Consider the following 20,130-nt stretch of genomic DNA (forward strand, 5'->3'; position numbering starts at 1 on the left):
AGAATCATGCTAATTAAATTATTAACCAAAGTTTTTGGCAGTCGTAACGATCGTACACTGCGCCGTATGCGCAAGGTAGTTGATCTTATCAACCGTATGGAACCTGAAGTCGAAAAGCTGACAAATGAGGAATTACGTGCCAAAACTGACGAATTCCGTGAGCGTCTGGCGAACGGTGCTGTGCTGGAAACGTTGATCCCTGAGGCTTTTGCTGTCGTGCGTGAGGCCAGTAAGCGTGTGTTTGGCATGCGTCACTTCGATGTGCAGCTGCTTGGCGGTATGGTACTGAACGAACGCTGCATCGCAGAAATGCGTACAGGTGAAGGTAAAACGCTGACTGCAACTCTGCCAGCTTACCTGAATGCGTTGAGCGGCCGTGGTGTCCACGTGGTTACCGTCAACGACTATTTGGCTCAACGTGACGCCGAAAATAACCGTCCATTGTTTGAGTTCCTGGGCCTGAGTGTGGGTATCAACTTACCTAATATGCCAGCTCCAGCTAAGCGTGCTGCTTATGCTGCGGATATCACCTATGGTACTAACAACGAATTCGGCTTTGACTACCTGCGCGATAACATGGCGTTCAGTCCTGAAGAACGTGTGCAGCGCAAACTGCATTACGCGTTGGTGGATGAGGTTGACTCCATCTTGATCGATGAAGCACGTACTCCGCTGATTATCTCCGGCCCGGCCGAAGATAGTTCAGAGATGTATATTCGGGTTAACAAGCTGATTCCAAAACTGATTCGTCAGGAAAAAGAAGACTCCGATACTTTCCAGGGCGAAGGTCACTTCTCTGTGGATGAGAAATCACGTCAGGTGCATTTGACCGAACGCGGTTTGATCAAAATTGAGGAAATGCTGGTAGAAGCGGGCATTATGGAAGAGGGGGAGTCTCTGTATTCTCCAGCTAACATCATGTTGATGCACCATGTAACGGCGGCTCTGCGTGCTCATGTATTGTTCACCCGTGATGTTGACTACATTGTGAAAGACGGTGAAGTTATCATTGTTGACGAACATACCGGGCGTACCATGCAAGGTCGTCGTTGGTCAGATGGCTTGCATCAAGCGGTTGAAGCAAAAGAAGGCGTAGAAATTCAGAACGAAAACCAGACGCTGGCTTCAATCACTTTCCAGAATTACTTCCGCCTCTATGAAAAACTGGCCGGTATGACCGGTACAGCAGATACCGAAGCATTCGAATTTAGCTCCATTTACAAGTTGGATACCATTGTTGTTCCAACCAACCGCCCAATGATCCGTAAGGATTTGGCTGATTTGGTCTACATGACCGAACAGGAAAAAATTGGTGCGATTATCGAAGATATCCGTGAGCGTACTGCTAACGGCCAGCCGGTATTGGTGGGGACTATTTCGATTGAGAAATCAGAAGTGGTATCTGCTGAATTAACGAAAGCTGGTATTGAACACAAAGTTCTGAACGCCAAGTTCCACGCCATGGAAGCTGAAATTGTTTCCCAAGCGGGCCAACCGGGCGCGGTAACTATCGCGACTAACATGGCGGGTCGTGGTACTGATATCGTATTGGGAGGCAGCTGGCAGAGTGAAATTGCCTTACTGGAAAACCCAACAGAAGACCAAATTGCAGCCATTAAAGCAGCGTGGCAGATTCGCCATGATGCAGTACTGGCCTCCGGTGGCTTGCACATTATTGGTACTGAGCGTCATGAGTCTCGCCGTATCGATAATCAGTTGCGTGGTCGTGCGGGCCGTCAGGGTGATGCTGGTTCTTCCCGCTTCTACCTGTCAATGGAAGATGCCCTGATGCGTATTTTTGCCTCTGACCGAGTGTCTGGCATGATGCGTAAATTAGGTATGAAACCAGGTGAAGCTATTGAACACCCGTGGGTGACTAAAGCTATCGCCAACGCGCAACGTAAAGTTGAAAGTCGTAACTTCGATATTCGTAAGCAATTACTGGAATATGATGATGTAGCTAGCGACCAACGTCGGGCTATCTACAGCCAGCGTAATGAGCTGTTGGATGTGGCTGATGTGAGTGAAACCATTAACAGTATCCGTGAAGATGTATTCAAAACGGTTATCGATAGCTACATTCCAACCCAGTCTCTGGAAGAAATGTGGGATGTCGAAGGTCTGGAACAGCGTCTGAAAAATGATTTCGACCTGGACATGCCAATTGCTCAATGGCTGGAAGACGAACCACAACTGCACGAAGAAACTTTACGTGAACGCATTCTGCAACTGGCGATTGCTGATTATCAGCGTAAAGAAGAAGTGGTTGGTTTTGACATGATGCGTAACTTCGAAAAAGGTGTGATGTTGCAAACACTTGATTCGTTGTGGAAAGAGCATTTAGCGGCAATGGATTACCTGCGTCAGGGCATCCATCTCCGTGGCTACGCACAAAAAGATCCTAAACAAGAATATAAACGTGAATCTTTCGCGATGTTTGCTGCAATGTTGGAATCACTGAAATATGAAGTGATCAGCGTTCTGAGCAAAGTACAGGTGCGGATGCCGGAAGAAGTAGAGGCATTGGAAGTACAACGTCGCGAAGAAGCTGAGCGTTTGGCTAAACAGCAACAACTTAGCCACGAATCTGATAACAGCGCACTGATGTCACAGGAAGAAGCCAATGTGGCTGCCAGCCTTGAGCGCAAAGTCGGGCGTAATGATCCGTGCCCATGTGGTTCAGGTAAGAAATACAAGCAGTGCCACGGCCGCCTACAGTAATATTTTAGGCATAAGTTGATGCATTGATAACGAGGGCGGCTTAAACACCGCCCTTTATTTTGCTTATCTTTTTAGTACGAGTGAACTGGAAGAGTGCTCAAGCCAGCATTGATGCCCTGACAGGAGAAAATAATTGAAACACTTACAAATTGCAGTTGGGATTATCCGTAATTCCCAGCAAGAAATTTTTATTACCCAGCGTGCTGCTGATTCTCATATGGCCGGATTTTGGGAATTCCCCGGCGGCAAAATTGAGCAGGGTGAAACACCCGAAGTTGCATTAAAACGTGAGCTATTGGAAGAAACAGGAATTGCGGTGAAAGAGGCGGTTTTGCTTAAAGTGTTAGAGCACACATTTACCGATCGCATCGTAACATTAAGTTTTTATATGGTTGAAGCATGGGATGGTGAGCCCTTTGGCCGCGAAGGCCAGCCGATGCGCTGGGTGAAGCAGTCTGACTTGTTGGCTGAAGAGTTCCCATCCGCCAATGCAGCCATTATTGAATTACTTACAGCATAGGCCGATGGGGCGTTAAGATAAGTTAAATGGAGCAAAACATCCGTTTGCTCCATCTGGCTAGGCTGCGACTGTTAGTGTTGAAGAGGGTCTTCCTCACTCCATTCATCACTGTCAGATAGCTCACCATTACTGGAAATACGTTTTTCTTCGTCGGCCCACTCACCTAAATCAATCAACTGGCAACGCTTGCAGCAGAATGGGCGATAAGGGCTTTGTTCACCCCAGATAACAATTTTGCCGCAGGTCGGACAGTTGACCTCGATGACTTCGGTTTCCATGTTTTCTCCTAAAATCTATCCAATGCCAGCGACTAATCACAAACTCAGCAGCAGGCTAATTCAAACGATAAACGTGCCGGCACGGTACCATTTTCACTGTCGAGTGGTAAGAAGCGAATTGCATATCGTGTTTTATGACCGGAAATTTGTGGATATAACTGCGGGTCTAGCGGCAGGCGTAATCTCAGTAAATCAGCCCCTTCGGCATTGTCCTGGAAGAAACCATTTAAGCTGATTTGTGCCCGCAGAGGGCCGGATTGGCGAATTAAATTTAAAATAATAGTTAGCGACTGATTGAGCGGGGTCAGACTTGTGAGCAACTTATCGATGTGCTGATTGCGTTGTTCCTGAGGCTGATGCAACCAGGTGTGCAAAGTGGGTAAGTCGAAGCTACAGCAGCCACCTGGGATACTCAGGCGCTGGCGAACAACGCTGATTAAGCGATCTTCTTTTAGCGACTGCCCGATGCGCGGTGCTGACATCAATACTGAAGCCCGGCTTTTTAACTGACTACGCAAGGAATCCACCAGCGACATATCAACACCGGGCATATCTGCCCATAGTTGTAACTTCTGTTGTTGGCGCTCTAATTCTTTAAGCAAATCAGTACGAACTTCACCGCGCTCAAGAACATCAATTAAATCAGATGCTGTGCGGAAAAACGTTAATGCACTGGCAATATTATCTAACGTACGCTGGCTTTCTAATTGTTGTAGTAAAAACTCCATTCTTAGCCAGGTACGCATTTTTTCATTGAGCGGGTGTTCAAAAAGTATTGTTGAGGTGAGGTCACTCATCTATGTAGATCCTGTTGGGCCGCAGCTGCCAATTTTAAATACTGCTGGTGTAATAAAGTAACTTGCGGGGCGATAACTATGGGATCGCCGCTATTGTCAATAATGTCATCAGCACAGGTTAGCCGCTGTTGCCGCGAAACCTGTGAAGCTAAAATATCTTCTGCCTGTTGGCGGGTAATACCATCTCTCGCCATTGTTCGAGCGAGTTGTATTTCAGGTGCCACATCTACCACTAACACACGATTAGCACGGTGATGTAAACCATTTTCAACCAACAAGGGGACAACCCAAAGTACATACGGCTCATCAATATTGGCGAGTTGGCTCTGGGTTTCCTGTTGGATCAGTGGATGCAACAATGAATTTAACCACGCTTTTTCCTGCGGCTCACTGAAAATTTTCTTGCGCAATGCTGCACGATTCAATGTGCCATCTGTGTGCAAGATAGTTTCCCCATAGCGGGAGGCGATTTCCATTAATGCCGGCATGCCGGGTTCAACTACCTGGCGAGCAATAATATCAGCATCAACCAGAGGAACACCGAGATTGGCGAACGCATTTGCGACTGTGCTTTTACCACTGCCAATTCCACCAGTGAGAGCCACAATATAGGTCATTGCCTAGCCTTGCATACAGTTAGTGAGTGGCCGAATTGTATCTGAAAGCAGGTGCTAAGGCATAGCAAGGTGTGCATTCTGTTTGCGCTACGTGGAAAAATAAGTGAAGTGAGTACGAGGATAACTACGGGATTGAGACTCTTCAGGTAATTTGTGGGATTGTAGCGCAAATAAAGGTGGATTCGCAGTCTTGCCGTAGAATTATTCATGCGTATGATAGCTTCACTGGGATGGCGTGATTTACGCCCGATCACATTTTGCGATCTATCGCCAATAACCAGGAATAATTAGCCATGCGTATTGAAGAAGGTTTGAAACTAGGCTTTAAAGATGTGTTAATCCGCCCTAAACGTTCAACACTGAAAAGTCGCTCTGAAGTCGAACTGGAACGCCAGTTTACCTTCAAACATTCAGGTTGGAATTGGTCTGGTGTACCTATCATCGCTGCTAATATGGATACTGTTGGCACCTTCCGCATGGCAGAAGTTCTGGCCTCATTCGATGTTTTGACCGCAGTTCATAAACACTACACTGTTGAGCAGTGGGGCGAATTTGTGAAACGAGTTCCTGAATCAGTCTTACGTCATGTCATGGTCTCTACCGGGACATCTTCTGCTGATTTCGACAAGATGAAACAAATTTTGGCGTTATCACCTGCATTGAAATTTATCTGTATTGATGTGGCTAACGGTTATTCTGAGCATTTTGTTTCCTTCTTACAAAAAGCTCGCGAAGCATGCCCAGATAAAGTTATTTGTGCGGGCAATGTGGTGACTGGTGAGATGGTAGAAGAACTTATTCTGTCGGGCGCTGATATTGTTAAAGTTGGGATTGGCCCAGGTTCGGTTTGCACCACTCGCGTGAAAACAGGCGTTGGTTATCCGCAGTTGTCGGCGGTTATCGAGTGCGCTGATGCAGCCCACGGTTTGGGTGGACAGATTGTTAGTGATGGCGGTTGTTCCGTGCCGGGTGATGTTGCGAAAGCTTTCGGTGGTGGTGCTGACTTTGTCATGTTGGGCGGCATGCTAGCTGGGCATGATGAGTGCGAAGGCCGGGTTGTTGAAGAGAATGGCGAGAAGTTTATGCTGTTCTACGGTATGAGTTCAGAGTCAGCCATGAAACGCCATGTTGGTGGTGTTGCTGAGTACCGAGCGGCGGAAGGTAAGACGGTTAAATTGCCATTACGTGGATCCGTTGATAGCACCGTTCGCGACATTATGGGCGGTTTGCGTTCCGCTTGTACCTATGTGGGTGCATCGCATTTAAAAGAACTGACTAAACGCACCACTTTTATTCGCGTAGCAGAGCAAGAAAACCGTGTGTTTGGTAGTAACTGATATTGGGTTTTCGAGAGTAAGTTGTGCTCTGATAAAGTTAGCAATCACGAGCCTGTGATTGAGATGAAAAGAGGCGTAGTTCAACGCCTCTTTTCAATAAAATCCCACCGGATATCCCTCCTCTAATAACATTATTTACCCGATAACATCCCCTAGCTGGAATATCGGTAAATACATCGCGATTACCAGTACCCCAACAATACTGCCAATAATTAACATCAAAAGTGGCTCCAGCATTTGTGTGAGATTGTCGGCCAAATCCTGTGTTTGCTGTTGCTGCCAACCTGCCAGTTTCCCGAGTAGCACATCCAGCGCACCAGACTCCTCGCCCACACGAACCATTTGTTGGCATAACGGGGGGAATAGAGGGTGCTGGGTGATGGCGACATGCAGTGGAATCCCTTGATTGATTTGTTTTTGAATACTCTTCAATGCTTGCTGATAAGCGTCATTATTGATGGAACGGAGTGCAGCATCTAAGCCCGCGGTCAGTGGTAAACCTGCGTGCTGAGTGATCGCCAGAGTTTGAAAAATTTGACTAAGGCAACTGCCACGAATCAATGCTGATACTAATGGAATACGTAATAGAAGTTTCTGTTCCCATTGTTGGCAGTGAGTCTGATGTCGCCGTACATATATATAACTAATACAAAATAAGGTTAATAATGCGATTAAGTATGGCCCATATGCAGTAAGAAATGCGGATATAAATAGAAGTGTGGCAGTCAGTACTGGTAATGGTGTATCGAACGATTGGTATATTTGTGCAAATTCGGGCAGAACCAAAACCAACATGACAGTACTGACAACCAGCGCAACAATACAGACAACTACTGGATATTTAAGTGCTTTAATGACTTTTTTTTGCAATTTTTGCTGCCGCTCTTGATGTTGTACCAACTGCATGCAGCACTGCTCAAGATTACCCGTCAACTCCCCCATTGCAATCACGGGGGGATATAATTGAGGGAAAGTATGAGGGTAATGGGCCATTGCCTCTGATAATGACTGCCCCTGTGATACTTGCTGACTTATTTCCTGTAATAAGCACTGCCAGGGTAAGGCATCTATTTCTTGTGCCAGCAATTGCAAACAATTCACTAAAGGCAGGCCCGCTTGTAATAATGTTGCTAATTGGCGAGTGATAGCAATCAGACGTTCACCGCGCCAATAGCTAATCGATAATCTTTTCCCACCCTTAACCCTCAGTGGTTGTAACCCATTATGGAGCATATATTCATAGACAGTATTTCTCTCCGTCGTCAGTAATGCACCTGTCTGTAATTGCCCTTCAGTATTAATTGCTCTCCAATAAAATAAGCGCTGATAGCTCACGGTATTGCCTCAACTTGTATTTGCAGCCCCACAACACGATTAATTTCGCTGAGAGTGGTCATACCGTTTTCGACCAATGCCAGACCCGCCGAAAGTAATGTGACTTGTTTTTGTTCTTGCGCAATCCTGGTGAGTTCTGCTGGGCTGACATTATTAAGTAAAGCTTGTTGGATTGGCGGAGTGACATTTAACATTTCATAAATTCCCGTTCGACCATAATATCCGGCACAGCAATGTTCACAACCAACGGCAAGATAATGTTGCAGTGGACTTGCCCATATATCTGGTGATGTCAGGAAAGGGACTGATGATGCCTGACGACAATGCAGGCACAATTTTCGGACTAATCGTTGGGCGATAACTAATATTAGGCTGGAAGCAATTAAGTGACGATCTACGCCCATGTGTGTCAGGCGTATCAGTGTTTCTGCTGTGGAGTTGGTATGCAAGGTTGAGAGAACCAGATGCCCCGTTAGTGCTGCTTTAACTGCTATTTCTGCGGTTTCATTATCACGAATCTCACCGAGCATAATGACATCAGGATCCTGACGCAGCATGGCACGCAATACATTAGAAAAATCCAGTCCAATCTTACTGTTGGTTTGTGTTTGATTTATACCGTCAACCTGGATCTCAATAGGATCTTCAACACTACAGATGTTTATTTGTCCCTGATTGAGCTGCTCCAGGCTGCAATAGAGAGTTACTGTCTTACCACTTCCTGTTGGCCCAGTAACCAGAACCAACCCCTGAGGCGCTGATAGCGCTTGAGTTAATTGTTGGTAGGCCACTGTTGTAAGCCCCAGTTTTTCCAGAGTAGGCTGCTGCTTCATATTGAGAATTCGCAGCACGACTTTTTCACCATATTGCACGGGGAGGGTCGCTATTCTCATTGAGTAGCGGATACCGTCTAATATCAGAGCTAACTGACCATCTTGCGCTAACCGTTTTTCCGCAATATTCAGTTGAGACATAACCTTCAGGCAACTGCTAATACGACGAGATAACTCAACTGTAGGCGATGGGGATTCGTGTAATACTCCATCAATTCTTAGACGAATGCGGTAGTGATATTGATAAGGTTCAAAATGGATATCTGATGCACGTTTCTGAATCGCCAACCTGAGTGTCTGCGTTATAAATTGAATAACAGGTGTATCGCTTTCATTATCAAGTAATGTGTCATCAGCTCCCTTTATAGGTACGTTAGTTTCTAAGTGCTCTTGCGTTGATGGGCTTAAATTGAGTGATTGCTCAATTCTGGCCTCCGGCCAGTATTCCACCTTGATTTTACGGCCACACGCAAAACGCAGCGCAGTTAGCAGCGCCTCATTGACTGGGTGAGGTGAAGCTATGGTTAGGTTCTTGCTATCGAGTTTTAAGGCTATTGATCTATAACGGCGGCAAATGGTGTGTAATTCATCATTTATTGTCTCGTGTGGACATTCCATGAGTTCGGTCATTTGATTAGACCTTATCATTGAAGCGGAACACGGCTTTACAGTTGTCAGTGATGCTACTGTCTGCTGCGGTGCAGGTTCTGGTCCAGACAACATTCCCGCCGTTATCTATTGTTGGTGACATCGCCAGAGTCAAATTGGCGAGAGTTTGCTGGCCTGTCAATGTAATGACGCCTTTATCTATGGTGGTCGCACTGACATAGCGGGATGATCCCCCTGTGGGGATGCCTTGCTTTCCTCCATCACAGTTATCAAGGCTGGCATGTTCCAGTGCGCAAAGTTCTACAGCCATTTTGTAGGGAACCATAGCTTGCAACATGTCGGTGAGGGCTGCTTTTTGGATGTAACGTTGATAGGACGGAATACCTATACCACTGAGAACCGCAATGATGGCGATCGCAACCATCAATTCAATTAATGTAAAACCTCGTTGATTAGTCATTTGACACTCTCCATGTGTGTGAGAAAACGTGGGCAGAGTGCGCTTTTTAAATGGGAGCTAACAAGAGGGATCAGAGTGATTTGCGAAGCGTGCTGTCGGATATTTTGTTTATTGCAACTGAATCACAGATAATTTCGGCGATGCTCGCAAAACAGAATAAGGGCCTGTTATTGCGAGCCATCTGCCGATCATTTTTTGGTAGGATTATTTAAAGCGCATGGAAAGATCCAGGGCAGTAATATGTTTGGTCAGCGCGCCGACCGAAATGAAATCAATACCTGTTTCAGCATAGCTGCGAAGTGTTTCCAGTGTGACGTTGCCCGAAACCTCCAGTTGTGCGCTGCTCTGTGTCTTGGCAAGTTCATCGCGCATGTTTACCGCTTCACGCATCATTGGAATGGTGAAGTTATCCAGCATGATGATGTCAGCACCCGCTTCCAGTGCTTGCTGTAGTTCATCAAGGGATTCAACTTCAACTTCCACAGGGACATCGGCATGTATCCAAAATGCTTTGGCAACCGCTTCTTTAATCGAACCGGCAGCAATAATGTGATTTTCCTTAATAAGGAAAGCATCAGACAAGCCAAGCCGATGGTTATTACCACCACCACAGAGGACTGCGTATTTCAACGCTGTACGCAACCCCGGCACTGTTTTCCGGGTATCAAGTAATTGGGTATGCAATCCGGAGAGTGCGGTCACATAGCGGCTCACTTCAGTTGCTACGCCTGATAAAGTTTGCAGGAAGTTAAGTGCAGTACGTTCACCTGTCAGCAAAATGCGTGCGGGGCCAGTCAGATGGCAAAGAACCTGATCAGCAACCAGCTCGTCGCCATCTTTAACTTCCCATTTTACTGATACTTGGGCACCAAGTTGAATAAACACTTCATTCAACCAGCGCTGACCACAAAAAACACCAGCTTCACGGGTAATGACAGTTGCCTCTGCCTGCTTACTTGCTGGCAGTAATTGTGCGGTGAGATCGCGGTCAGCGTTGACTTCACCGCCAAGGTCTTCACTCAAAGCTTGAGCAACAGTTGAAGGGATATCGCGTTGAATTCGTTCCAATAGCTCGGCGCGGCGGCTGTCGGCATTATAGCTGCGGGTCGGCATAGAAAACTCCGAAATGGCGGATAGATAGTTGTCCAAACATGCTACTCTGTTGCTGGCAGAAGTGCCATAAAAGAGCCGGTTGCAGTGTACTATTTAGGTTAGGGGGCTGAGGTAAACTATGCAGTTAGAAAATAACTGGCAGTTAGATAATGGCTGGATTTCTGGGGTCAAACGGGTCGTTTCCCCTCATTGCGACCAGCGGCCAGAAGGTGAAGCTCCTTCTCTGCTGGTGATTCATAATATTAGTTTGCCTCCTGCTGAGTTTGGCGGACCGTATATAGATCAACTGTTTACTGGCACCCTCAATCCTGATGAACATCCTTATTTTGCCGATATTGTTCACCTGCGAGTGTCAGCTCATTGCCTTATCCGACGGGATGGTGAAATTATTCAATATGTTCCATTTGATAAACGTGCCTGGCATGCCGGAGTATCTGTTTTTGCCGGACGTGAGCGGTGTAACGATTTTTCCATTGGAATCGAGTTGGAAGGGACGGATGTGTTACCGTTTACCGCCGCACAATATCGCAGCCTGTCTGAGGTAAGTACTCTGTTATTTGCCCATTATCCGATAACCGCAGAGCAGGTTGTAGGCCATAGCGATATTGCGCCGGGGCGCAAGACTGACCCAGGCCCTGCTTTTGACTGGGCGTTGTATCAACAGAATTTAGCGAAGTCATCTTTACCATCGTAATACAGAAGTCATGCAGTATTAACCAGAGGTTCATGGTCGAGCACGTATAGCTTGTCACCTTGTCTGATATTGTCGTTTATACATGCCGGGAGGCATATGCCCTGTTTGTGGGCGGGTTAAGTACAAAGGGAGAGTAAGAGCTAATGACACTGTTTACGCTGTTGCTGGTGCTGGCATGGGAGCGCTTGTTTAAACTGGGCGAACATTGGCAACTAGATCATCGCCTTGAAGTGGTATTTACGCGTTTACGCCACTTTTCGTTGGTACAAACAATTTTACTGACCGCTGTGTGGATGGTGCTGGTAGGGCTGGTTTTGCGGCTAGTGCAAAACATTATGTTTGGTTTACCCCTTTTACTTATCTGGATACTAATTTGCCTGCTGTGCATTGGTGCTGGTGGAATACGTAAACATTACCGAGCTTATTTGAAAGCTGCACGTCAGGGCGATGCTCATGCTACGGATAAAATGGCTGAGGAGTTGGCACTTATTCATGGCTTACCGATGGATAGTGGTGAAAAAGCTCGGCTGGAATCTCTGCAAAATGCCTTGTTATGGATAAACTTCCGTTACTATTTAGCGCCAATCTTCTGGTTTGTCGTTTGTGTTAGCTATGGCCCAGTGGCATTAGCAGGGTATGCGATGTTACGTGGGTATCAAACTTGGTTGGCGCGTCATCATACTCCTTTACAGCGCTCACAATCCGGCATTGATCGTATTTTGCATTGGCTTGACTGGATACCGGTGCGGTTAGTCGGGGTTGCCTATGCATTATTGGGGCATGGGGAAAGAGCCTTACCCGCCTGGTTTGCTTCATTGGGTGACTTTCGTTCCTCGCAGTACCAAGTGTTAACCCAACTGGCGCAATATTCGCTGGCGAGAGAGCCTCATTTAGATCCGGTGCAGACACCCAGATCTGCTGTGTCCTTAGCGCGAAAAGTCACTGTGGCCGTCATTGTGGTTGTTGCTTTACTGACTATTTATGGTGCGCTGGTATAGGTAATTGATTTATAACTCAGGCTGAGGAGTTTGCTTCCGCTCTGGACTATTTCAATTCAATTCAATTCAATTCAGTAAAATAAACGGGCCAGCAGTAATAGCAGGCCCGTTTACGACGATATCGTCATGTTTCTCACAATAACAAGATGCTTCCTGCTATCAGGATTTGGCTCTCTGGTTGCGATTTTTCAGGATATAACCGACTGCCAATAGCACTAACCAGGCAGGAATCAACAGTACTGAAATCTGGATACCAGGTGTTAGATACATGATGACCAGAATGCCGGTCAGGAACAGTAAACACAGGTAGTTACTAAACGGATACCAGAATGCTTTGAATTGCGGGATAACGCCCTGACGGTTTTTAGCCGCACGGAATTTAAGGTGTGCCAGGCTAATCATGGCCCAGTTGATCACCAGTGCGGATACCACTAATGCCATCAGCAATTCAAAAGCGCGGCCCGGAATTAAATAGTTAATTAGCACGCAGAAAGCAGTGGCAAAGGCAGAAACCGCGATGGCAATAACCGGTACGCCGCGACCATCGACTTTCAACAGCATTTTCGGGCCATTACCTTGCTTGGCTAAACCGAACAGCATACGGCTGTTACAGTACACACAGCTGTTGTAGACCGATAATGCTGCGGTCAATACCACGACGTTCAACACTGTTGCTACTACATTACTGTTCAATGCATGGAAGATCAGTACAAACGGGCTGCCGCCTTCGACCACTTTGCCCCACGGGTAAAGTGACAATAAAATTGCCAGAGAACCGATATAGAACAACAAGATGCGATAGATAACCTGATTAGTCGCTTTCGGGATGCTCTTGGCTGGATCTTCTGCTTCTGCTGCGGTGATGCCGACTAACTCAAGCCCACCGAAGGAGAACATAATCACCGCCATTGCCATCACTAACCCCATGATGCCATTGGGGAAGAAGCCGCCCTGTGCCCATAAGTTGGTGACAGTGGCTTCCGGGCCACCTTGGCCGCTCAGCAATAACCAGCCACCAAATAGGATCATGGCAATAATGGCGACCACTTTAATGATGGCAAACCAGAACTCCATCTCGCCATATACTTTCACGTTTGCCAGATTGATGGCATTAATCGCGAGGAAGAACACCGCGGCAGAGACCCATGTTGGGATCTCCGGCCACCAATATTGTACGTAGATACCGACAGCGGTGAGTTCTGCCATCGCGACTAACACGTACAGTACCCAGTAGTTCCAGCCGGAAGCAAAACCTGCAAAATTGCCCCAGTATTTATAAGCAAAGTGACTAAACGAACCTGCCACCGGCTCCTCAACCACCATTTCCCCTAACTGGCGCATAATCAGAAACGCGATAAAACCGCCAATCGCGTACCCCAGTAACACTGAAGGCCCCGCCATTTGAATGGTCTGCGCGATACCTAGAAATAGCCCGGTACCAATAGCGCCACCTAAGGCAATAAGCTGAATGTGACGGTTTTTAAGCCCCCGCTTTAGCTCCGCACCTTCCTGTTGAATACTCATTATTGCATCCTCTGTCGTTGTCACTATTCACCGGCAAAATGGTTGCCGCGTACTATGCGTAAGATTTTGATTACATTATTTGTATTATTTTGTTTACGGTTGCTTTTTGTGGAATTTGTTCCATTGGCTACCGTTTAAAAGAGAATAGTGGTAGGCGAGAATTATTGCATCTGCTTTTTATTTTATCCGGCTAATTTTTCGTCAAAATGCCAATAAAAATGTTGATGCGTGATCAAGCTGTTGTTTTCAGAAAAAGCAGTAACACGCGTTTATTGCGCAAAATGTCACCAGTTAGCCGTTTTTATAATGGTCAAACCAGTGTTCAGGAGAAAGAGAGGGAATAGACAGGATTTTCTTGTTCTTGCGTAAATTTAAATTCATTTAAATAGCATTTAAATTCACAAATAAAATAACTATATCGCTTCAGCTTGCCTAAATACCCGTTTCATAAAAGTTAAAACTCTCAGGTGTCAGGTAATGGTAATACCAACGCGACGTTATCACTTTGCATCACGCTGTCAGTAAAGTTGTTAAAATGTGCTGGGTTTCATGATTTTGGTCAAGGTCCGTATGGACAGGTAGTGAATACTTTGTTACTTTATCGTCACGTTTTTGAAATTGGTATTACCAATTGACTCCGCACTACTCGCAGAGACGATTCACTCAATACGGCTTACAACAAATTATGGCCTACAACAAAATACGTCAGCCCAAATTATCAGATGTTATCGAGCAGCAGCTTGAATACCTGATTTTGGAAGGGACGCTACGCCCAGGTGAGAAATTGCTGCCTGAGCGCGAGTTGGCGAAGCAATTTGATGTTTCCCGACCTTCTCTGCGAGAAGCAATCCAGCGCCTGGAAGCCAAAGGACTGTTATTGCGCCGTCAGGGTGGTGGCACTTTCGTGCAAACCAATCTGTGGCAAAGCTTTAGCGATCCGCTGGCTGAATTGCTGGCCGACCATCCAGAATCACAATTCGACTTGTTAGAAACCCGTCATGCTCTCGAAGGTGTCGCTGCCTATTATGCTGCACTGCGCGGTACTGATGAAGATCTACAACGTATTCGTGAATGCCATACTGTTATTCAGCAAGCACAGGATAGCGGCGATTTGGATGCCGAGGCTGATGCTGTTATGCAGTATCAAGTGGCGGTCACCGAGGCAGCACATAATGTAGTGTTACTGCATTTACTGCGTTGCATGGGGCCGATGCTGGAACAAAACGTTAAACAAAACTTTGAATTGCTTTACTCGCGCCGCGAAATGCTGGCAACGGTGAGCAGTCACCGCGCCGGGATTTTTGAGGCGATTGTGGCACGTGAGCCAGAGAAAGCTCGCGAAGCCTCACACCGTCACTTGGCGTTTATCGAGGAAATTCTGTTGGACCTCAGTCGGGAGCACAGTCGCCGTGAGCGATCTTTGCGTCGGCTCCAGCAGCGCAAGGACTAAGAGCTTATCCTGCATTTGGGTCGGTTCTATATGCTTATTTTGAGCACGAAACGCGGCAACTAAACTGATGGGCCTATCTTCCGGTGTTTTCACCAGGGCACGTGCTTTAGCCTGGGGTTAAAGCACAGGAAGATAGGCTCCAAATAAACCATTAGAAACAGATAAGGAATACCACCATGTCAGAACGTTTAAATAATGACGTGGATCCGATCGAAACCCGCGACTGGCTACAGGCGATCGAATCGGTCATCCGTGAAGAGGGTGTTGAGCGTGCTCAGTATCTGATTGATCAGGTTTTGGGCGAAGCCCGTAAAGGTGGTGTGAGTGTTGCAGCTGGTTCAGCCAGCCGTGATTACATCAATACTATCCCGGTAGAAGACGAACCGGCTTACCCTGGCAACCTGGAGCTGGAGCGTCGTATTCGTTCCGCGATCCGTTGGAATGCTGTGATGACCGTGTTGCGTGCATCGAAGAAAGATCTGGATTTGGGCGGCCACATGGCATCCTTCCAATCTTCTGCTACCTTCTACGAGGTTTGCTTCAACCACTTCTTCCGTGCTCGTAACCAAAAAGACGGCGGCGATCTGGTTTACTTCCAGGGTCACATCTCTCCGGGCGTTTACGCACGTGCCTTCCTTGAAGGCCGCTTGACTCAAGAACAGATGGATAACTTCCGTCAGGAAGTTGACGGTAAAGGTTTGTCTTCTTACCCGCACCCGAAACTGATGCCTGAATTCTGGCAGTTCCCGACTGTCTCTATGGGCCTTGGCCCAATCAGTGCAATCTATCAGGCCAAGTTCCTGAAATACCTGTCTCACCGTGGTCTGAAAGACACTTCAGCACAGACCGTATACGCCTTCCTGGGCGACGGCGAGATGGATGAGCCAGAATCCAAAGGTGCGATCACCATCGCGACCCGTGAAAAACTGGATAACCTGGTTTTCGTTATCAACTGTAACTTGCAGCGCCTTGATGGCCCGGTTACCGGTAACGGCAAAATTATTAATGAGCTGGAAGGTATCTTCAGTGGTGCTGGCTGGCAGGTTCTGAAAGTGATTTGGGGTGGTCGTTGGGATGAGCTGCTGCGTAAAGATACCAGCGGTAAACTGATCCAACTGATGAACGAAACGCTGGATGGCGACTACCAAACCTTCAAATCCAAAGACGGCGCTTATGTGCGCGAACACTTCTTTGGTCGTTTCCCAGAAACAGCTGCATTAGTGAAAGACATGAGCGACGACGAGATCTGGTCTCTGAACCGTGGCGGTCATGATCCGAAGAAAGTCTTTGCTGCACTGAAAAAAGCACAAGAAACCACTGGCAAACCAACTGTTATCCTGGCCCACACCATTAAAGGTTACGGCATGGGCGAAACAGCTGAAGGTAAAAACATCGCCCACCAGGTGAAGAAAATGAACATGGAAGGGGTTCACCACTTCCGCGATCGTTTCAACGTACCTGTTGCTGATGCTGATATCGAAAAACTGCCATACATTACCTTCGAAAAAGATTCCGAAGAGTACAAGTATCTGCACGAACGTCGTCAGGCGCTGGAAGGCTATGTGCCAACCCGTATGCCTAAGTTCACTGAAAAGCTGGAAATGCCAGCGTTGTCAGATTTCAGCTCCTTGCTGGAAGAGCAGAATAAAGAAATTTCTACCACTATCGCCTTTGTACGTGCGTTGAACGTGATGCTGAAGAACAAGTCTATCAAAGACCGCATTGTTCCAATCATCGCTGATGAAGCGCGTACCTTCGGTATGGAAGGTCTGTTCCGTCAGATTGGTATTTACAGCCCGAATGGTCAGCAGTACACCCCGCAAGACCGTGAACAGGTTGCTTACTACAAAGAAGACGAAAAAGGTCAGATCCTGCAAGAAGGGATCAACGAACTGGGTGCGGCTTCTTCCTGGCTGGCTGCTGCGACTTCATACAGCACCAACGACCTGCCAATGATCCCGTTCTATATCTACTACTCCATGTTCGGTTTCCAACGTATTGGCGATCTGTGCTGGGCAGCGGGTGACCAACAGGCACGCGGCTTCTTGATCGGTGGTACTTCAGGTCGTACGACGCTGAACGGTGAAGGTCTGCAACATGAAGATGGTCACAGCCACATTCAGTCACTGACTATCCCGAACTGTATCTCTTACGATCCGGCTTATGCGTATGAAGTTGCTGTCATCATGCATGATGGCCTGGTGCGTATGTACGGTGACGCGCAAGAAAATATCTACTACTACCTGACCACGCTGAACGAAAACTACCATATGCCAGCCATGCCACAGGGCGCAGAAGAAGGTATCCGTAAAGGTATCTACAAGCTGGAAACCCTGGAAGGTAAGAACGGTAAAGTACAGTTGCTGGGTTCTGGTTCGATCCTGCGTCATGTGCGTGAAGCCGCTCAGATTCTGGCTAACGACTACGGTGTAGGTTCTGACACCTACAGCGTAACTTCCTTCACCGAACTGGCGCGTGATGGTCAGGACTGTGAGCGTTGGAACATGTTGCACCCAACTGAAACCCCACGTGTGCCATACATCGCTCAGGTGATGAATGAAGCACCAGCGGTAGCGTCTACCGACTACATGAAACTGTTTGCCGAGCAGGTTCGTACTTTCGTACCAGCCAGCGATTATCGCGTACTGGGTACTGACGGCTTCGGTCGTTCAGACAGCCGCGAAAACCTGCGTCACCACTTTGAAGTTGATGCTTCTTACGTGGTGGTTGCTGCTCTGGGTGAACTGGCTAAACGCGGTGAAATTGAAGCTTCTGTGGTCGCTGATGCGATTAAGAAATTCAACATCAACCCAGAAAAAGTTAACCCGCGTCTGGCTTAAGAGGTACTGAATAATGTCTATCGAAATCAAAGTACCGGACATCGGTGCAGATGAAGTTGAAGTCACCGAAATTATGGTGAAAGTGGGTGATACCGTTGAAGCTGAGCAATCACTTATCACTGTTGAAGGTGATAAAGCTTCTATGGAAGTCCCTTCACCACAGGCAGGTGTCGTTAAAGAAATCAAAATTGCGGTTGGCGATACTGTTGCAACCGGCAAACTGATGATGATCTTCGAAGCAACAGGTGCCGCTGCGGCACCTGCTAAAGCGGAAGAGAAATCAGCGGCCCCTGCTCCGGCAGCGGCTCCTGCAGCATCGGCTGTTAAAAATGTTGAAGTACCAGATATCGGCGGTGATGAAGTTGAAGTCACTGAAGTGATGGTCAAAGTGGGCGACACTGTTGCCGCTGAACAATCTCTTATCACGGTAGAGGGCGATAAAGCTTCTATGGAAGTGCCTGCACCATTCGCGGGTACGGTTAAAGAGATCAAAATCAGCACTGGCGATAAAGTCAGCACTGGTTCTCTGATTATGGTATTTGAAGTGGCAGGTGCTGCGGCACCAGCTGCGGCAACTGAGTCAGCACCGGCGGCTCCTGCTGCACCGGCTGCCTCTGCTGCCAAAAATGTTGAAGTACCAGACATCGGTGGTGATGAAGTTGAAGTCACAGAAGTGATGGTGAAAGTGGGCGATAAAGTTGCCGCTGAACAATCACTGATTACCGTTGAAGGTGATAAAGCTTCGATGGAAGTCCCGGCACCCTTCGCGGGCATCGTGAAAGAGATCAAAATTAACACCGGCGACAAAGTGAAAACCGGTTCTCTGATCATGGTGTTTGAAGTTGAAGGCGCGGCACCTGCTGCTGCACCAGCCCAGCAAGCCGCACCTGCTGCTGCGCCGGCCAAAGCCGCTGCTGCATCGGCACCTGCTGTCAGCAAAGGTGAATTCGCTGAGAATGATGCTTACGTGCATGCAACGCCGGTTATCCGTCGTTTGGCCCGTGAATTTGGCGTGAATCTGGCGAAAGTGAAAGGTACGGGTCGTAAAGGCCGTATCCTGCGCGAAGACGTTCAGGCTTATGTGAAAGATGCTGTCAAACGTGCTGAAGCGGCTCCAGCGGCTGCCACCGGTGGTGGTCTGCCAGGCATGCTGCCTTGGCCGAAAGTTGATTTCAGCAAGTTCGGCGAAATCGAAGAAGTGGAATTGGGTCGTATCCAGAAAATCTCTGGTGCTAACCTGAGCCGTAACTGGGTCATGATCCCACATGTCACTCACTTCGACAAAACCGATATCACCGATCTGGAAGCGTTCCGTAAGCAGCAGAACGACGAAGCTGCCAAGCGTAAGCTGGACGTGAAGTTCACCCCAGTGGTGTTCATCATGAAAGCTGTTGCTGCTGCTCTCGAGCAGATGCCACGTTTCAACAGCTCACTGTCCGAAGATGGTCAGAAGCTGACGCTGAAAAAGTACATCAATATCGGTGTCGCGGTAGATACGCCAAATGGTTTGGTCGTTCCGGTATTCAAGGATGTGAACAAGAAAAGCATCACTGAACTGTCCCGTGAACTGATGGCTATCTCCAAGAAAGCTCGTGATGGCAAGCTGACCGCTGGCGAAATGCAGGGCGGTTGCTTCACCATCTCCAGCCTGGGCGGTATCGGGACAACTCACTTCGCGCCGATTGTTAACGCGCCGGAAGTGGCTATCCTGGGTGTCTCCAAGTCTGCGATAGAGCCAGTCTGGAACGGTAAAGAGTTCCAGCCGCGCCTGATGATGCCGATGTCGCTCTCCTTCGACCACCGTGTGATTGACGGTGCTGATGGTGCGCGCTTTATCACTATCATCAACAATATGCTGGCCGACATTCGCCGTCTGGTGATGTAATCGTCAAGGCCGGCTTAGCGCCGGCCTTGTTACTATTACAGACAGACAAAAGACAGTTATGAACCGGCTTTGTCGGCTCGTTACATAAGTCGACAAGGTTGTTGAGACACTCGTCACGC

Annotated in this window: 16 protein-coding genes; 8 read left to right on the forward strand and 8 right to left on the reverse strand. The window is 47.6% G+C overall.

Annotated elements, in window-relative coordinates; all coding sequences use genetic code 11:
- The first annotated feature begins 6 nt into the window (after nt 1-6).
- Together secA and mutT are read left to right on the forward strand one after the other, a co-directional pair.
- Nucleotides 7-2,721: a preprotein translocase subunit SecA gene (secA, locus tag QSV56_RS04745; protein WP_005167086.1), complete on the forward strand. Its 2,715-nt coding sequence runs from the start codon at nt 7-9 to the stop codon at nt 2,719-2,721.
- 133 nt (nt 2,722-2,854) lie between these two features.
- Complete coding sequence (gene mutT, locus QSV56_RS04750) at nt 2,855-3,241, forward strand: 8-oxo-dGTP diphosphatase MutT (RefSeq protein WP_046051595.1); 387 nt, start codon at nt 2,855-2,857, stop codon at nt 3,239-3,241.
- A gap of 71 nt (nt 3,242-3,312) precedes the next feature.
- Here mutT and yacG read toward each other — a convergent pair whose 3' ends face one another.
- Genes yacG through coaE form a run of 3 tightly spaced genes read right to left on the reverse strand, consistent with a single transcriptional unit; the run spans nt 3,313 to nt 4,933 of the window.
- Nucleotides 3,313-3,519: a DNA gyrase inhibitor YacG gene (gene yacG, locus QSV56_RS04755; RefSeq protein WP_005167089.1), complete on the reverse strand. Its 207-nt coding sequence runs from the start codon at nt 3,517-3,519 to the stop codon at nt 3,313-3,315.
- 44 nt (nt 3,520-3,563) lie between these two features.
- Nucleotides 3,564-4,316 carry a cell division protein ZapD gene (gene zapD / locus QSV56_RS04760; protein WP_005167091.1) on the reverse strand — a complete coding sequence of 251 codons (753 nt, stop codon included), beginning with the start codon at nt 4,314-4,316 and terminating at the stop codon, nt 3,564-3,566.
- Nucleotides 4,313-4,933: a dephospho-CoA kinase gene (coaE, locus tag QSV56_RS04765; RefSeq protein WP_046051594.1), complete on the reverse strand. Its 621-nt coding sequence runs from the start codon at nt 4,931-4,933 to the stop codon at nt 4,313-4,315. Before coaE ends, zapD begins: the two co-directional genes overlap by 4 nt.
- 293 nt (nt 4,934-5,226) lie before the next feature.
- Here coaE and QSV56_RS04770 point away from each other — a divergent pair, with 293 nt between their 5' ends.
- Nucleotides 5,227-6,270, forward strand: coding sequence for a GMP reductase (locus QSV56_RS04770; protein ID WP_046051593.1), 1,044 nt, complete (start codon nt 5,227-5,229; stop codon nt 6,268-6,270).
- 135 nt (nt 6,271-6,405) lie between these two features.
- Here the strand turns inward: QSV56_RS04770 and hofC are convergent, their stop codons facing one another.
- From hofC to nadC, 4 genes are all read right to left on the reverse strand, one after another.
- Nucleotides 6,406-7,605: a protein transport protein HofC gene (hofC, locus tag QSV56_RS04775; RefSeq protein ID WP_050121620.1), complete on the reverse strand. Its 1,200-nt coding sequence runs from the start codon at nt 7,603-7,605 to the stop codon at nt 6,406-6,408.
- Nucleotides 7,602-9,068 carry a type II secretion system protein GspE gene (gspE, locus tag QSV56_RS04780; protein ID WP_050879973.1) on the reverse strand — a complete coding sequence of 489 codons (1,467 nt, stop codon included), beginning with the start codon at nt 9,066-9,068 and terminating at the stop codon, nt 7,602-7,604. Before gspE ends, hofC begins: the two co-directional genes overlap by 4 nt.
- Nucleotides 9,069-9,072: 4 nt before the next feature.
- A complete protein-coding gene (gene ppdD, locus QSV56_RS04785; protein WP_050879974.1) occupies nt 9,073-9,507 on the reverse strand; it encodes a prepilin peptidase-dependent pilin in 435 nt (144 codons plus the stop codon).
- A gap of 204 nt (nt 9,508-9,711) precedes the next feature.
- Nucleotides 9,712-10,620, reverse strand: a complete 909-nt coding sequence (nadC, locus tag QSV56_RS04790) for a carboxylating nicotinate-nucleotide diphosphorylase (RefSeq protein ID WP_050132067.1) — start codon at nt 10,618-10,620, stop codon at nt 9,712-9,714.
- Between the two features lie 118 nt (nt 10,621-10,738).
- On the opposite strand from nadC, the gene ampD reads away from it, so the two are divergent.
- Nucleotides 10,739-11,314, forward strand: coding sequence for a 1,6-anhydro-N-acetylmuramyl-L-alanine amidase AmpD (gene ampD / locus QSV56_RS04795; protein ID WP_301211022.1), 576 nt, complete (start codon nt 10,739-10,741; stop codon nt 11,312-11,314).
- 143 nt (nt 11,315-11,457) lie between these two features.
- On the forward strand, nt 11,458-12,312 hold the full coding sequence (gene ampE / locus QSV56_RS04800; protein WP_005156820.1) for a beta-lactamase regulator AmpE: 855 nt from the start codon (nt 11,458-11,460) through the stop codon (nt 12,310-12,312).
- Between the two features lie 159 nt (nt 12,313-12,471).
- Here the strand turns inward: ampE and QSV56_RS04805 are convergent, their stop codons facing one another.
- Nucleotides 12,472-13,836: an amino acid permease gene (locus tag QSV56_RS04805; RefSeq protein ID WP_005156818.1), complete on the reverse strand. Its 1,365-nt coding sequence runs from the start codon at nt 13,834-13,836 to the stop codon at nt 12,472-12,474.
- 685 nt (nt 13,837-14,521) lie between these two features.
- On the opposite strand from QSV56_RS04805, the gene pdhR reads away from it, so the two are divergent.
- The 3 genes from pdhR (at nt 14,522) to aceF (ending at nt 20,011) form a co-directional block, all read left to right on the forward strand.
- Nucleotides 14,522-15,286 (forward strand): pyruvate dehydrogenase complex transcriptional repressor PdhR, encoded by a 765-nt coding sequence (gene pdhR, locus QSV56_RS04810; protein WP_004389026.1) that lies wholly within the window; start codon nt 14,522-14,524, stop codon nt 15,284-15,286.
- Between the two features lie 176 nt (nt 15,287-15,462).
- Nucleotides 15,463-18,126, forward strand: coding sequence for a pyruvate dehydrogenase (acetyl-transferring), homodimeric type (gene aceE, locus QSV56_RS04815; protein ID WP_019080494.1), 2,664 nt, complete (start codon nt 15,463-15,465; stop codon nt 18,124-18,126).
- A gap of 13 nt (nt 18,127-18,139) precedes the next feature.
- The gene (aceF, locus tag QSV56_RS04820; RefSeq protein WP_046695437.1) at nt 18,140-20,011 is read left to right on the forward strand and encodes a pyruvate dehydrogenase complex dihydrolipoyllysine-residue acetyltransferase; all 1,872 of its coding nucleotides are present in this window, start codon (nt 18,140-18,142) and stop codon (nt 20,009-20,011) included.
- The last annotated feature ends 119 nt before the right edge of the window (nt 20,012-20,130 follow it).

The organism is Yersinia sp. 22-579 (genome assembly GCF_030433455.1).
Lineage (GTDB): Bacteria > Pseudomonadota > Gammaproteobacteria > Enterobacterales > Enterobacteriaceae > Yersinia > Yersinia enterocolitica.

Excerpts from the sequence above, each read along its gene's own strand:
- QSV56_RS04805 (WP_005156818.1), bottom strand. The coding sequence starts at position 13,836 with ATGAGTATTCAACAGGAAGGTGCGGAGCTAAAGCGGGGGCTTAAAAAC.
- yacG (WP_005167089.1), bottom strand. The coding sequence starts at position 3,519 with ATGGAAACCGAAGTCATCGAGGTCAACTGTCCGACCTGCGGCAAAATT.
- gspE (WP_050879973.1), bottom strand. The coding sequence starts at position 9,068 with ATGACCGAACTCATGGAATGTCCACACGAGACAATAAATGATGAATTA.
- coaE (WP_046051594.1), bottom strand. The coding sequence starts at position 4,933 with ATGACCTATATTGTGGCTCTCACTGGTGGAATTGGCAGTGGTAAAAGC.
- QSV56_RS04770 (WP_046051593.1), top strand. The coding sequence starts at position 5,227 with ATGCGTATTGAAGAAGGTTTGAAACTAGGCTTTAAAGATGTGTTAATC.
- secA (WP_005167086.1), top strand. The coding sequence starts at position 7 with ATGCTAATTAAATTATTAACCAAAGTTTTTGGCAGTCGTAACGATCGT.
- aceF (WP_046695437.1), top strand. The coding sequence starts at position 18,140 with ATGTCTATCGAAATCAAAGTACCGGACATCGGTGCAGATGAAGTTGAA.
- ppdD (WP_050879974.1), bottom strand. The coding sequence starts at position 9,507 with ATGACTAATCAACGAGGTTTTACATTAATTGAATTGATGGTTGCGATC.
- nadC (WP_050132067.1), bottom strand. The coding sequence starts at position 10,620 with ATGCCGACCCGCAGCTATAATGCCGACAGCCGCCGCGCCGAGCTATTG.
- zapD (WP_005167091.1), bottom strand. The coding sequence starts at position 4,316 with ATGAGTGACCTCACCTCAACAATACTTTTTGAACACCCGCTCAATGAA.
- aceE (WP_019080494.1), top strand. The coding sequence starts at position 15,463 with ATGTCAGAACGTTTAAATAATGACGTGGATCCGATCGAAACCCGCGAC.
- ampD (WP_301211022.1), top strand. The coding sequence starts at position 10,739 with ATGCAGTTAGAAAATAACTGGCAGTTAGATAATGGCTGGATTTCTGGG.
- ampE (WP_005156820.1), top strand. The coding sequence starts at position 11,458 with ATGACACTGTTTACGCTGTTGCTGGTGCTGGCATGGGAGCGCTTGTTT.
- pdhR (WP_004389026.1), top strand. The coding sequence starts at position 14,522 with ATGGCCTACAACAAAATACGTCAGCCCAAATTATCAGATGTTATCGAG.